The sequence below is a fragment of the Acinetobacter sp. FY731 genome (genome assembly GCF_059515905.1).
On sequence record NZ_JCAKNB010000011.1, the window covers coordinates 30,232 to 44,026 of the forward strand.

Annotated in this window: 14 protein-coding genes; 6 read left to right on the plus strand and 8 right to left on the minus strand. The window is 35.9% G+C overall.

All coding sequences use genetic code 11. The features are described 5' to 3' along the window. Positions 1-129: 129 nt before the first annotated feature. The 4 genes from hpt to AC5YC8_RS12210 all read right to left on the minus strand — a co-directional run bounded on the left by hpt (position 130) and on the right by AC5YC8_RS12210 (position 4,865). Positions 130-657, minus strand: coding sequence for a hypoxanthine phosphoribosyltransferase (gene hpt / locus AC5YC8_RS12195; protein WP_496119001.1), 528 nt, complete (start codon positions 655-657; stop codon positions 130-132). 213 nt (positions 658-870) lie between these two features. After that, positions 871-2,196, minus strand: a complete 1,326-nt coding sequence (guaD, locus tag AC5YC8_RS12200) for a guanine deaminase (RefSeq protein WP_496164714.1) — start codon at positions 2,194-2,196, stop codon at positions 871-873. Between the two features lie 202 nt (positions 2,197-2,398). Continuing rightward, positions 2,399-3,361 (minus strand): TerC family protein, encoded by a 963-nt coding sequence (locus tag AC5YC8_RS12205; protein WP_496119004.1) that lies wholly within the window; start codon positions 3,359-3,361, stop codon positions 2,399-2,401. Between the two features lie 310 nt (positions 3,362-3,671). Further along, entirely contained in the window at positions 3,672-4,865 is a 1,194-nt protein-coding gene (locus tag AC5YC8_RS12210; RefSeq protein ID WP_496164715.1) for a sugar transporter, read from the minus strand. 186 nt (positions 4,866-5,051) lie between these two features. On the opposite strand from AC5YC8_RS12210, the gene AC5YC8_RS12215 reads away from it, so the two are divergent. Next, positions 5,052-5,339 carry a GNAT family N-acetyltransferase gene (locus AC5YC8_RS12215; RefSeq protein ID WP_496164716.1) on the plus strand — a complete coding sequence of 96 codons (288 nt, stop codon included), beginning with the start codon at positions 5,052-5,054 and terminating at the stop codon, positions 5,337-5,339. Between the two features lie 45 nt (positions 5,340-5,384). Next, the gene (locus AC5YC8_RS12220; protein WP_496164717.1) at positions 5,385-5,669 is read left to right on the plus strand and encodes a GNAT family N-acetyltransferase; all 285 of its coding nucleotides are present in this window, start codon (positions 5,385-5,387) and stop codon (positions 5,667-5,669) included. A 63-nt stretch (positions 5,670-5,732) separates the two neighbouring features. Here AC5YC8_RS12220 and AC5YC8_RS12225 read toward each other — a convergent pair whose 3' ends face one another. Further along, positions 5,733-6,284: a 2,4'-dihydroxyacetophenone dioxygenase family protein gene (locus AC5YC8_RS12225; RefSeq protein ID WP_496119011.1), complete on the minus strand. Its 552-nt coding sequence runs from the start codon at positions 6,282-6,284 to the stop codon at positions 5,733-5,735. 177 nt (positions 6,285-6,461) lie between these two features. On the opposite strand from AC5YC8_RS12225, the gene AC5YC8_RS12230 reads away from it, so the two are divergent. Next, complete coding sequence (locus tag AC5YC8_RS12230; protein WP_496164718.1) at positions 6,462-7,367, plus strand: LysR family transcriptional regulator; 906 nt, start codon at positions 6,462-6,464, stop codon at positions 7,365-7,367. Between the two features lie 37 nt (positions 7,368-7,404). Here the strand turns inward: AC5YC8_RS12230 and AC5YC8_RS12235 are convergent, their stop codons facing one another. From AC5YC8_RS12235 to AC5YC8_RS12245, 3 genes are all read right to left on the minus strand, one after another. Beyond that, positions 7,405-8,718 carry an MFS transporter gene (locus AC5YC8_RS12235; protein WP_496119015.1) on the minus strand — a complete coding sequence of 438 codons (1,314 nt, stop codon included), beginning with the start codon at positions 8,716-8,718 and terminating at the stop codon, positions 7,405-7,407. Between the two features lie 172 nt (positions 8,719-8,890). Then, positions 8,891-10,255, minus strand: a complete 1,365-nt coding sequence (gene mpl / locus AC5YC8_RS12240) for a UDP-N-acetylmuramate:L-alanyl-gamma-D-glutamyl-meso-diaminopimelate ligase (protein WP_496164719.1) — start codon at positions 10,253-10,255, stop codon at positions 8,891-8,893. A 144-nt stretch (positions 10,256-10,399) separates the two neighbouring features. After that, positions 10,400-10,903: a hypothetical protein gene (locus tag AC5YC8_RS12245; protein WP_496164720.1), complete on the minus strand. Its 504-nt coding sequence runs from the start codon at positions 10,901-10,903 to the stop codon at positions 10,400-10,402. Between the two features lie 102 nt (positions 10,904-11,005). Between AC5YC8_RS12245 and AC5YC8_RS12250 the strand changes: the two genes are divergently transcribed. The 3 genes from AC5YC8_RS12250 to AC5YC8_RS12260 all read left to right on the plus strand — a co-directional run bounded on the left by AC5YC8_RS12250 (position 11,006) and on the right by AC5YC8_RS12260 (position 13,206). Then, positions 11,006-11,347 (plus strand): DMT family protein, encoded by a 342-nt coding sequence (locus tag AC5YC8_RS12250; RefSeq protein ID WP_496119021.1) that lies wholly within the window; start codon positions 11,006-11,008, stop codon positions 11,345-11,347. A 196-nt stretch (positions 11,348-11,543) separates the two neighbouring features. Next, positions 11,544-12,056 (plus strand): 5-(carboxyamino)imidazole ribonucleotide mutase, encoded by a 513-nt coding sequence (purE, locus tag AC5YC8_RS12255; protein ID WP_154772987.1) that lies wholly within the window; start codon positions 11,544-11,546, stop codon positions 12,054-12,056. A gap of 28 nt (positions 12,057-12,084) precedes the next feature. Continuing rightward, complete coding sequence (locus tag AC5YC8_RS12260; protein WP_496164721.1) at positions 12,085-13,206, plus strand: 5-(carboxyamino)imidazole ribonucleotide synthase; 1,122 nt, start codon at positions 12,085-12,087, stop codon at positions 13,204-13,206. The last annotated feature ends 589 nt before the right edge of the window (positions 13,207-13,795 follow it).

Below are 13,795 nucleotides of genomic sequence, written 5' to 3' on the forward strand. Positions count from 1 at the left end.
AACGTATAGATATATCATTAAATAAAAATCTTAAAGAAAAAAGAAAGTTAAGGAAAAGTGTTGTTGTTTTTTTGTTCACTACAATTTAAAAATAAAAAAAGTGGCTTACGCCACTTTTAAAAAAATTACTTAAAGACCAATTTCACCAATAAATGGAAGATGGCGATATTTTTGATCGTAATCTAAGCCATAACCAACAATAAATTTGTCTTCGACTTCAAAGCCTAAAAATTTAACTTCTAAATCAATTTCACGGCGTGAAGGTTTGCTAACTAAGGTGCAAAGCTCAATTGAATTAGGCTGACGGGTGCTTAAAATTTCTAAAACTTTGCTTAATGTATTACCAGAATCGATAATATCTTCAACAACAAGAACGTCTTTACCACGAATTTCGCCGTCTAAATCTTTCAAAATTTTAACGTCTTTTGAAGATACAGTTCCACCGCCATAACTTGATACCGTCATAAAATCTAGTTCATGTGGTTTCGTTATTGCGCGGCATAAATCTGACATGAAAATTACAGAGCCACGTAATAAACCTACAAGTACTAATTCTTTGTCACTGTTTGCGTAGTGTGCATCAATAATTGCACCAAGCTCTTTAACTTTAGCTTGGATTTCTTCTGTGGAAATCATTACGCTCATTTGAACGGTCATGGGTAGATACCTAAAGATAAAAAATAAAAAAATAAAAAAGGTGTTGACCAGCAACACCTCATATTATCTTAATTTTAATACATCTGTAATTGAGATGCATCCCTTTTGCCTGTTTAGAATGTAATCATTGTTTTTCAAATTGTGAAATATTCATCAAATGAAATAGAACAATTAGTAAATTTCATTCAATAGACAAAAGATGAAAGATATTCATTATTCAGCGTTATTTTTGCGATAAGCCAATTGACCAAAGATATAAGTGCTGTGAATGTTACGATCATCACCCATAGTCATCAGTGCAAAGAAAGCATCATCAATACCTTTAGCACGTTCTTGACGTAAGGCTTGAATGGCTGTTGGTTTTAAATCTAAAACAACAAAGTCGGCTTCTTTTCCAATGTTAAAGTTACCTAACTTTTCATCTAAATCTAAAGCTTTTGCACCACCAATTGTTGCATGATAAAGCGCTTCAAATGCAGATAGTTTATCGCCTTGTAGTTGTTGAACTTTGTAAGCTTCATTCAGCGTTTGTAATTGGTTAAATGAAGTCCCTGCCCCTACATCTGTCCCTAAGCCTACTTTTACTTGTTTTTCCCATGTCTTTTTCAAAGGAAATAAACCACTTCCTAAGAACAAGTTTGATGTTGGGCAAAATGCAATTGCAGAGTCGGTTTTATGCATGCAGTCCCATTCTTCATCTTCCAAATGTACGCAGTGTGCAAATACAGAACGTGAACCTGTTAAACCATAATGATGATAAACATCTAAGTAGCCTTTTTGCTCGGGGAATAAGTCTTTTACCCATGCAATTTCATTTTTGTTTTCGCTTAAATGCGTATGGACATAAACATCAGGGAATTCTGCTTTAAGTCTGCCTGCTGCAGTGAGTTGCTCTGGTGTAGATGTAGGTGCAAAACGTGGAGTAATCGCATATAAATTACGACCTTTGCCATGCCATTTTTCAATAAGTTCTTTAGAGTCTGTGTATGCGTTTTCTGCGGTATCACAAAGTGCTTCAGGAGCATGACGATCCATCATCACTTTACCTGCAATTAAACGCATTTGGTGTTGTTCTGCAACTTCAAATAAAGCATCTACAGATTGAGGATGAACCGTGCAAAAAACCAGTGCCGTTGTTGTGCCATTTTTTAGAAGTTCATTTACAAAGAATTTTGCAATTTTGTCTGCATAAGCTTTGTCTTCAAACTGAATTTCTGTGGGGAATGTATAGGTATTTAGCCATTCTAAAAGCTGTTCGCCATAGGCCCCAATCATTTCTGTTTGTGGAAAATGAATGTGCGTGTCGATAAAACCTGGAACAATTAATTGATCAGGATAATGCTGAACCTTTGTATCTGATTTAAGTTGAGATTGCCCTTCTTCCCAAGTACCAAACCATGAAATTTTTCCTTCATGGCTAATGAGTAAGCCATCTTCAATATATCGAACAGCTTGGTCGATATCGGATGCTTTTGAAACTGTATTTTGAATATCGAGAAAACGACCACGAATGGCTGTAGAAGATAAAATTGAAGACATGGGAAACCTATGGTTGTACTTTTTTCGATTGATTGTAACTTAAAAAATAAACTCTTCCATGATTCATCACATAATCTTTACCAATTTAGATATTAGGATCATCATTTAAAAATTATAGTAGGTATTAAAATGGCCAAAGTTAAAATCTGCTGCATTAAAAAAGCCCTCCAAAAAGGAAGGCTTTTATGAAACATCTTCAATTTTATAAAGTGGTTTCGTTATGCTTTTTACTATGACGAATAGACAATACTGCGGTTATAGCAAGCGTAATAATAATAAAACCAAGTGAAATCCAAATTGGCATGTGGAAGACATCTAGCATTAACATTTTGAAGCCAATGAACACTAAAATAAGTCCTAAGCCGTACGGTAAATAATGCATTTTAGATGCCGCGCCAGACAACAAGAAGAACATTGCACGTAAGCCTAAAATTGCCATTAAGTTTGCAGTTAATACAATGAACGGGTCGGTTGTTACTGCAAAAATAGCAGGAATAGAGTCGACTGCGAAAATAACGTCAGATGCTTCTACTAAAATTAACACTAAAAAAAGTGGTGTTGCCCAAAGCATACCATTTTGGCGAACAAAGAACTTATCACCTTCAAGTTTTGGCGTAATACGCATGTGCTTACGTAGCCATTTTAGAATTGCCATATCTTCAATATTCGGGTCATCATCTTGACCTTTTAAGAACTTGAAGCCTGTATAAACTAAGAACGCACCGAAGATGTAGAGAATCCAAGAGAATTCCTGAACAAACCAAGCACCAATAAAAATAAAGATAGTACGTAGAACAATTGCACCTAATACGCCGTATAACAGTAATTTACGTTGTAATGCAGGTGGAATAGCAAATGCTGCGAAAATCATGAGCCAAACGAAGACGTTATCAATTGCGAGTGATTTTTCAAGTAAGTAACCTGCAAAGTATTCCATAACTTTGGTGTTAGCGACTGCAGCACCTGCGGTTTGTTCTAGATATAACCACAAGCCGCCACCAAATAAAGTCGCGACTGTAACCCAAGCAATACTCCAGTATGCTGCGGTTTTAACTTTAACTTCTTGACCTTGTTTTTGTTTAAAACCTAAAAAGTCGATGATAAGCATGACGGTAACGATACCGAAAAATGCTAAATACAGCCATAAAGTGCCGATTGTTTCCATGGGGGAATTCTCCACATCTAACAACCAGCCATAAAAAAACCTTGACCAGTCGCCAGATGAAATAAAACATCTGTAACAACATGATCAAGGTCTTGCCTACATCTTTATATTTAAAAAAGATGCTCAGATACCGACTTTTTGCAAAGTGTAATGACGATATTCTGACACGTTAAATATTCAAAAAGAGTGTTTAACGCTTGGAGGAGGCTACTCCCCTTGTTCAACTAAATTTTGTTTTGGATTAAATCCAAATATGCGCAGAGCATGACAGATTTTTAATCAATCTGCAAATGCTCACGTATTAAAACAGTTAAATTTTATTTGGTATAAAGTCTGCACGGCGTACTAAAACTAATGTGACTAATGTTCCTAAAACCGCAAGAATACCGCCAATAATACCAATATAACTGAGTCCTAAATGAGTACTAACTAGACCACCTAATAATGCACCACCACCAATACCAACATTGTATAAGCCTGAGTAAATTGCCATAGCAACATCGGTTGCATCGGAAGCTAAATTAAGAGTCTTTGCCTGAAGTGCAAGACTAAATCCAATAATGCCCATGCCCCAAAATAAACAAACAGCGCTTAAACTTAGAAAGCCTGTCGATAATGGCAATAGAAGAAGCATTGAAATGGCTAAACAAAATGTACTTAATGGAATTGCAAGTTTTGGATAGCGAGCACCAAATTTGCCAAATAAGAAAGAACCAAAAAAGCCTGCACCACCAAAAATAAGCAACAATGTTGTGGTTTGTGCAGAACTGAATTGAGCAATATTAAGTGAAAAAGGTTCGATATAACTATAAGCGGTAAATTGCGCCGTAATAATAATAATAGTTAATGCAAAAACCATCATCAGGCTTGGACGTTTTACAAAACTAGATAAACTTTTGATTGAGCCTGAATTGACACTTGGCAGTAAAGGCAAGGTTTTCGCCAATGTAATACAAACAATGGTGGCACAAATGGCAATAAGCCCAAAAGTATTTCTCCATCCGTATGTTTCACCAATCATACGACCAAATGGAATACCTAAAACCATGGCTAAGGCTGTACCTGTAGCAAGTAAGCCCAATGCTTGAAACTCTTTGCCTTTAGGTGCTACACGTACCGCTAAAGATGCAGTAATTGCCCAAAATAATGCATGTGAAAATGCAATACCAATACGGCTAATGAGTAGAACCGTAAAGCTCCATGCAAAATAAGATAAAATATGGCTCACAATAAATACAACGAATAAAGCGGTCAGTAAAAATCGTCTTTCGATATTTTTTGTCAGCAACATAATAGGTAAGGAAATAGGTGCAACAACCCATGCATAAAGCGTAATCATTATGCCAACGTCTGTTGCAGGCATTCCAAAACTATTACCAATATCACTTAAGAGAGCAATAGGCACAAATTCTGTTGTATTAAATATAAAAGCAGCGAAAGCAAGTGTAATCACACAAATCCATTGTTTGGTTGTTGATTCTGCTTCTACGGGGGATGTTTTCATAAAAAAATTGCAAAGAGTATTTGTGTGAATTGTAGGCTTAATTTAGTGTGAAGTTAAGTTATGTGTTTTATTTCTCATGATAGATTTGGTATGTGACTTAATGATATTTAAAGTAATAAAAATTAACAGTACATAAAAAATAAACATGGCATTTTAAAAATTAAGAATAATTTGAAGGATAAAAAAGTGTTAGAAATTAAACATCAAGAAAATGGTTCTAAGGGTGAGTTTTATATTGGTGAAGAAGGTCATCATTTGGCTGAAATGACGTATTCTTGGGCAGGTGATGATAAGTTTATTATTGATCATACCCATGTGGAAGATAAATTACGTGGACAAAATGTGGGTGTGCTTTTGGTGAGTCGTGCTGTGGAATATGCACGGAATAAGGGGGTGAAAATTTTACCTTTATGCCCTTTTGCAAAATCTGTTTTTAATAAAGATTCTTCTATTCGTGACGTTCTATTCGGTTAACATATTCACAGCTACTATTTAATTAGAAATTTATAGAGATCTGCCATGCAATTTCAACATATAGACGATGGTCAATTGGGTGAGTTTTTTGCGGTTGATGATACTGGGGAAAGAATTGCTGAAATTACTTATGTTTGGAGCAGTACACATACAATTATTGCAAATCATACATGGGTAGATGATTCTTTGCGTGGACAAGGTGTTGCGCGTCAATTGCTTGATGTTTTGGTTGAGTTTGCACGTGAAAAAAACCTTAAAATTTTACCTACTTGTTCTTATGTTGAAGTGATGTTTAGACGAGATAAAAGTTTGGCTGATGTGAAGGTTTAATTCTTAAAACATTACTTTTGAACGATCTAAAATAGAAAAAAGCCCGCATTCGCGGGCTTTTAATTAGCGAATAATTTTTTCTAATTCAGAATCTGGAATACCAAGTTTTCTATAATGAGCACGTGCTTGTTCTAGCTTGGTAAATACATCTTCATAACCTTCAGCTTTACCATATGGGTCTACATAAATATAACCACCATAAACGGTAAATAACGTAATCATTTCTTCTACATCTTCAGGAACATAAAGTGTGTGTGCTTCACCTGGTGGTTCAAAAGCAAAAGAGTTTTCTTCAGCAACCCAATCATGTTCTAAGTAATGCCAGCGACCTTTGAGTACAAAAGCATGAACAGGACCATTATGACGATGACGCGATAAAATTCCGCTCTTTTTTACTCGTAATAAATTAATGAAATATCCACCACTTACACTAAGAAGTAATGGTTTAAAACTTACACAACCATTTTCTGAACTTGGAACCCAAAGATCATCATCTTTAAGCATTTCACTGAGTACTTCTTGAGTCACAATTTCTTGTGGCATGTAAGGGACTTGTGGTAGTTGATATGGCATATCTTCTGCATATTGTTCTATTGCTTTATTTTGAACATTCATTGCTAAAAATCCTTATTGTGCTGCAATTTGTGAGTTCATAGTAGCAAAGAAAAAATACTTGATTACCCTATTTGGATTCACAATATCTATGAATATATGGCAAAGATATAGACTATAAATAACTTGTATAAGTTCTTAATAATACGGTAAAAGTATCTTAAAAATGGAGTCGGTATTATGGATAATTATAGACAAATGCTCGCATTTATTTGGGCATATGAGCATGGAAGTTTATCGGCTGCTGCACGTGTACACGACATGACTCCATCTGCTATGAGCAAAATGATCAGTCGTTTAGAGAGTCGTTTAAAAGTGAGATTAATTCAGAGAGGAACTCGTCAATTAACGCTAACTGAAGAAGGACAATTATATTTAGAAAGTGCACGTAAGGTTGTATCAGCTATGGCAGAAGCCGATGCTTTAGCAGAAAACTTTCCAGAACAAGTCAGTGGTATATTAAGAATAAAAACGATGCCGACCTTTGCACGGCATCAAATTTTACCGTGGCTACCTGAGTTTATTGAAAAATTTCCTAACTTACAGATCGACATTAAAATTGAATCTAGATATGTCGATGAGTTTGAAAAAGGAATAGATCTTGCAATTTATGGAGGAAAGCTTCCCGATTCTTCTCGGGTTACGTCGCGTTTAGGTGCAAGTGAATGGGTGACCTGTGCATCACCTGAATATTTAGCTAAATATGGTATACCGAAAGAACCAAAAGATTTGTTAGATCATCGGTGTTTTCACTTTAGCTATTTTAATGATTGGAACTTGTGGGAATATGAAAATAAAGGTGAGCGTTTTAGCTTACCTATAAAACCCTTGGCTTCATTTTCACAAGGGGATTTTTTACGAGATTTGGCTTTGGATGGACAAGGCATTGTTCGATTGGCCGATTATAATGTGTCTAAAGATATACAAAATGGCAAACTTGTTCCACTTTTAAGAGATTATCGAATTCATGATTTAGAGCCTATTTATTTAATTTATCCAAATCGTAAATTTCTTAGTCCCCGTATTAAAACTTTTATGAATTTTTGGACTGAAAAGGTTCAATTAAATCCTTGGAATATTAAATAAAAAAACTCCCCATTTAGGGGAGTTTTTTAATGGAGTATTACTTGATTTGGTCTAATGGAATGCCTGTGTTGTCTTTCCATCGAATAACAACAAAAAATGCGACTATACAAATAATGATGAGATAAGCACTAAACATCCAGCCACGATCTGTCGAATATAACCATGTGTTGATGTAAGATGCTGTACCGCCAAACAATGCAATAGCAAGAGACATAAAGAATCCCAACATTTTAGTACGATATTTAGTTGGTATTTGTTCTGACATCGTTGCTGCTTTACATGACATTAAGAAACCAATAAGTATTAAACCAATAGTTTGGGCAACAAATAAAGTCCATGGTTCATTGCTAATAATATTCCATAGAGGGAACATCACTAAAGCACAGCCCACATAAGTGATTAATGTTGTTTTTTTACGCCCTATATAGTCTGAAAGTAAGCCTTGGAATGGTAAACAAACAATATAAATGACCTGTGCACAGCAACTGACGAAAAAGGCCGATTTAGGGTCCATTCCTTGATAGGTAATTGCATAAATAGATACACATACAACCCATGTATAGAAAGTAATAGTTGAACCCGCTTCATATAAGAAAAGCCTAAAGCCTGTACGTAGGAATTTACCAGTACTCCAATTGATATCATCAGATTGAGCATCAGATTCAACATGGCTTTCAACCATATTACGTCTTAAGTAAATTGCAAAAAATGCAAGTAGCCCACCCATTACAAATGGAATTCGCCATGCCCATTCAAATACTTCTTCTGAAGTAAAGAAGACATTCAATGCTGCAAAAGATAAGGTTGCGAGTAATGTTCCAGCACCGTTTGCTACATATGAACTACTTGCCCATAAACCACGGCGGTTGTTTGGTGCAATTTCTGCAATATAGGCAAAGGATGTCGCCATTTCACCGCCATGAGCAAACCCTTGAATTAAGCGTGCGATGAGCAACATTAATGATGCCCAATATCCAATATTTGAGAAATTGGGTATGAGCGCGATCATAAAGCTAGCTATTGCCATAAGTACCATGGTCGTAAGCATAATATTCTTACGACCAAATTTATTTGCTAATGGTCCAAAAACAAATCCACCTAATGGCCTTGAAATAAAACCTACAGCAAAAACAGCTAAGGTATTTAATAGCGCAGAGGTAGGATCAGTTTTATCAAACAATGCTGTGGCAATGTAGACTGACGCAACTGCATAAATAGTCCAGTCATACCATTCAAGGAGGTTTCCGACTGTACTCGCAATTAACGATTTTTTCTTTGTTACGTGACTAACTTCTTGTTCTACTAAAATGCTAGTAGGCTGGGTTGTAATTGTTGTAGATATATTGTCCATATATTCACCCTAGATTTAACCATCTGAAGGAATTTCATTGACTAATCAATCCTAGATTAGTTGTTTGATCATAGAGCATAAAAAACACTAGAAGTGTGCTTATAATTCACATTAACTATGACTATTTAGAACAATAAAAAGCCCGCATTCGCGGGCTTTTTTAAACAATAAATTAAGCTTTTAACGCTGTAATTAACTTCTGATGTAAGCCACCAAAACCGCCATTCGACATAATCACAACCGCATCGCCCTCACCTGCTTGACTAACGACAGTTTGAATAATGTCATCCAAAGTACGCGCAATTACAGCTTTATTCGGTGAAGCATCAATTACAGGTTGTAAATCCCAATCTAAACCTTCAGGTTGGTACCAAATCACTTCATCCGCCAAACGAGCAGAATGCGCTAAACCATCTTTATGACTGCCCATGCGCATGGTATTAGAACGAGGCTCAATAATAGCCCAAAGTTTACGTTCGCCTAAACGCTTACGAGCACCTTCAAGTGTTGTATCAATTGCCGTTGGGTGATGCGCAAAGTCATCATAAACTTCAATACCACGTACAGTGCCTAAAAGCTCCATACGGCGTTTCACACCACCAAAATTAGATAATGCTTCACATGCAGTTTCAATAGAAACACCAACATGTTCTGCAGCAGCAATAGTCGCTAAAGCATTTGCAACACTATGTTGCCCTGTCATTGTCCACTTCACTTCGCCTTTTACAACGTCGTGTTGTAAAACTTTAAAGTGAGAACCATCGGCAGATAATTGCTCTGCATAAAGCTCAGATTTTTCATTCGCATCTAAACTTGTACGGACAACAGGTGTCCAACAACCTTGTTCCAATACTTCATCAATATTGGTTTCAGTAATAGGCGCAATAATGCGACCTTCACTTGGAATAGTACGAACTAAATGATGGAATTGTTTTTGAATTGCCGCCAGGTCATCAAAGATATCGGCATGGTCAAATTCTAAGTTATTTAAAATGGCTGTTTTAGGATGGTAATGCACGAACTTAGAACGCTTGTCGAAGAATGCAGAATCGTATTCATCTGCTTCTACACAGAAATATTTACCACCACCTAAACGTGCACTTTCACTAAAACCTAAAGGTACACCACCAATTAAGAAGCCTGGCTCTAAACCTGCTTGATCGAGCACCCAAGCCAACATTGTCGTTGTAGTGGTTTTACCATGTGTACCTGCAACACCAAGTACATGCTTGCCTTGCAATACATGATCTGCAAGGAATTGAGGACCTGAAATATACGGTAAACCTTCATTTAACATATATTCCACAGCATCAATACCACGTTTCATGGCATTACCGACAATCACTAAATCAGGATGAGGTTGTAAATGGCTACGGTCATAGCCTTGCATGAGTTTAATGCCTGCATTTTCTAACTGCGTAGACATAGGTGGATAAACGTTTTGATCTGAGCCAGTTACGGTGTGACCTAAATCACGTGCTAATAAAGCCAAAGAACCCATAAAGGTGCCACAGATACCTAAGATATGCAGATGCATACGTTTAACTCCACTTCTTTTTAAGACACATCACGTTGTTTTATGTGGTGTTGTCAGATTTATTCGATTTGTAAGCAACGATAGCAAGGCTATATCTGAAAAGATAGTTGAGAATTTACTTAGAATAAGAAATATTTGTAATTTTTAGCGACTTAAAATTTCTTCTGCATATTGATAGAGCGAGTTGGGCTGTTGTGCATTACAAATAAAATTAATGATTTCTTGCATAGGAGATATTGTATGAACTTGGTTTGTTAAAACAAGAGCAGCAAACGAAGGTGCTGTAGTTCCAGAATGTAGTTGTTGAGTATTTTCAGTCCAATTTAAATTTTTATTTTGTTTTCTTAAGGTTTTACCTAAATAAGCGCCTACACTAAGAATAGTCGGCGTTAATTCACTCATTAATATTCCTTTTTCTGTCATAGATTTGGCATCTTGATTTTTTATTTGGAAGTAAAGGCGGACTTTAAGTAGATAATAATCTAGCTCTTTTAAACTCATTAACTCATAGTCGAGTGTAATTGAGCGAAGTATTTCAGAAAAAAGTAGATCATTTTGGTTTTGCTTTAATTGTTGAGAGAGTAAAGCTGCATCTTCATTGAATGGATTGCGTTTTTTTGAAGAGAACAGTTTTTTTAAAAAATTCATAATAATTTGTTGGTCTTATTTTTTTTAGCGTAAAAATAATATTAGATATTTTAGACCAATACTAGTTAAATTATATTTATCTAGAGCAGGTTTGCTGATCTTATGTTTATTCCATTATTACTTCTTATTCTTGCCAATTGTTTTATGACACTTGCATGGTATGGACATTTAAAATTTTTACCGCACGATGCTCCATTGTGGCAGGCTATTTTGTTGAGTTGGTTTATTGCTTTATTTGAATATAGTTTAATGATTCCCGCAACAAAACTATTAGCACAACAAGGCTTAACTGTTGGGCACATGAAAATTACTCAAGAGGTAGTAACGCTTTTAGTGTTTGTACCTTTTATGATTTTTTTATTCAAACAACCCTTTAAGCTTGACTATATTTGGGCTGCTTTATGCTTGTGTGGTTGTGTTTATTTTGTATTCCGTAGTCAGTAGCAAAAAATAGCAATTTGCTACGCCCCTATTTTTATTTAATTTTTTGTAATTTTAATAAAAAAATAATAAAAATCATGCTTTGCATTGACCGTTAAATTTTATTGAGCCGAAAAATCAGTCTATAATATGGGGCTCTTATTAAAGCTTGGCTATAGTCGAGATTTAACTCTCTCACTTTATCTCTGGAAACATTGCAATGAATGCGGCCGCTTCACAAGACACTCCTCTCGTTGGAATTATCATGGGTTCTCAATCGGATTGGGCAACTCTAGAACACACTGCCAATATGCTTAAGCAGCTTGGTGTCCCTTTTGAAGCTGAGGTTGTCTCTGCACACCGTACTCCAGACCGTTTATTTGAATATGCTGAACAAGCACGTGATCGTGGTATTCAAGTCATTATTGCTGGTGCAGGTGGCGCAGCGCATTTGCCTGGTATGTGTGCGGCAAAAACGGATTTACCTGTACTTGGTGTACCTGTGAAATCATCTATTTTAAATGGCGTAGATTCATTGCTTTCAATTGTACAAATGCCAGCAGGTATTGCAGTTGGTACACTGGCAATTGGTCCAGCGGGCGCGACAAATGCAGCCATTATGGCAGCACAAATTTTAGGTCTTACACGCCCTGAAATTGCAAAAAATGTTGCAGATTTCCGTGCGGCACAGACTGAAAAAGTAGCAAGTAAAAATATTCCTGGTCAAATCTAAAGCCAAGCTTAATTAAGGAATTATTATCATGGATAAAACCATTGGTATTTTTGGTGGCGGTCAACTTGGTCGAATGATGGCACAGGCAGCATTGCCTTTAAATATTCAATGTACTTTCTTTGAAGCAAGTACAGATTGCCCTTCGGCAGCTTTAGGTCAAGTCATTTCGACTAAAGCTGAAAATGGATTACAACAATTCATTGCAAGTGCAGATGTATTTAGCCTTGAATTTGAAAATACGCCATTGGCAGATGTTGATGTTTTAACGCAAAACAAAGACATACATCCTCCACGTAAAGCCTTAGCAATAGCACAGCATCGTTTATCAGAAAAAGCATTGTTCGATGAATTGTCTATTCCTGTTGCACCATATAAAGCTGTCGATTCTGTAGAAAGTTTAAAGTCTGCGGTTATTGCGCTTGGCTTACCAATTGTGCTTAAGACCTCGCGTGGCGGTTACGATGGTAAAGGTCAGTTTGTTTTACGCCGTGAAGATCAAATTGATCAAGCATGGGCTGAACTTGGTCCAGCAGGTGAATTGATTGCCGAAAGTTTTGTGACTTTCTCTCGTGAAGTATCAATTATTGCAGTGCGTGGTCAAAATGGTGATGTGAAAACATGGCCTTTGGCTGAGAACCATCATCATAATGGTATTTTGTCGCATTCGATTGTTCCTGCTCCAAATAGCACAGATTTACAGCCTGTGGCGCAAGACTACATTACTCGCTTACTTAATCATTTGAACTATGTAGGTGTGTTAACGCTTGAATTGTTTGTGACGGACAAAGGTCTGTATGCCAATGAAATGGCACCACGAGTACATAACTCTGGTCACTGGTCAATTGAAGGTGCGGTTTGCTCTCAATTTGAAAATCACATTCGTGCGGTTGCAGGTTTGCCTTTAGGCTCGACTGAAATTATTCGTCCAACGGTATTGGTGAATATTATTGGTCAGCATCCAAAAACCGAAGATGTACTTGCTTTAGAGGGAGCTCATCTTCACTTGTATAACAAAACTGAGCGTGAAGGCCGTAAAATTGGGCATATTACATTAATGCCAAATGATAGCGCTGAACTTACGACTTTATGTCGTAAGTTGGCGAAAATTTTACCGAATCCTCTCGCACTTAGCGAAGATATGAGCATTTAAACTCAAGTTTGAATGTTAAAAAAGCGGTCATGCAAATGACCGCTTTTTTTATGCGTGCAGTTCGGGCATGATTGCGCCTCTTTCGAAATGGATGCCATTTATCGGAAGATTATTGATCTAAAAATAAGCATTACATTAAAGTGATGTGTATAAAAAGAAAGCAAATGAAATTTGATGCTTATTTAAGTTGTTTTATAAAATAAACATTAAGTTTTGAGTTTGAATTCAAAGTTATGAATTTAAATTATATAAAATGAATTCAAATGTCTTATTTTGAATTCAAAATGAGAAAAATAAATTTAAAAATAATTTACTTTGAATTTAAAAGGCAGAAAAATGAATTTAAACATTGGTTTTTGAATTTAAAACCGTCTTTTAGGTGGTATTGTTGCGCCTATATTGTGGATAACTTATTTGTTTTGAATTTATATTTGAGGAATTTGAATTTAAAAGTGCGAATTTAAATTTAAATAATATCTAAGAATCACACTTTTAAATTCAAAAAACATCGAGTGATTGCTATTTTTGAATTTAAAAACAAAGAAAGCGCTGATTTTTAAATTTAAAAGTTCAAATATGAATTTAAAGT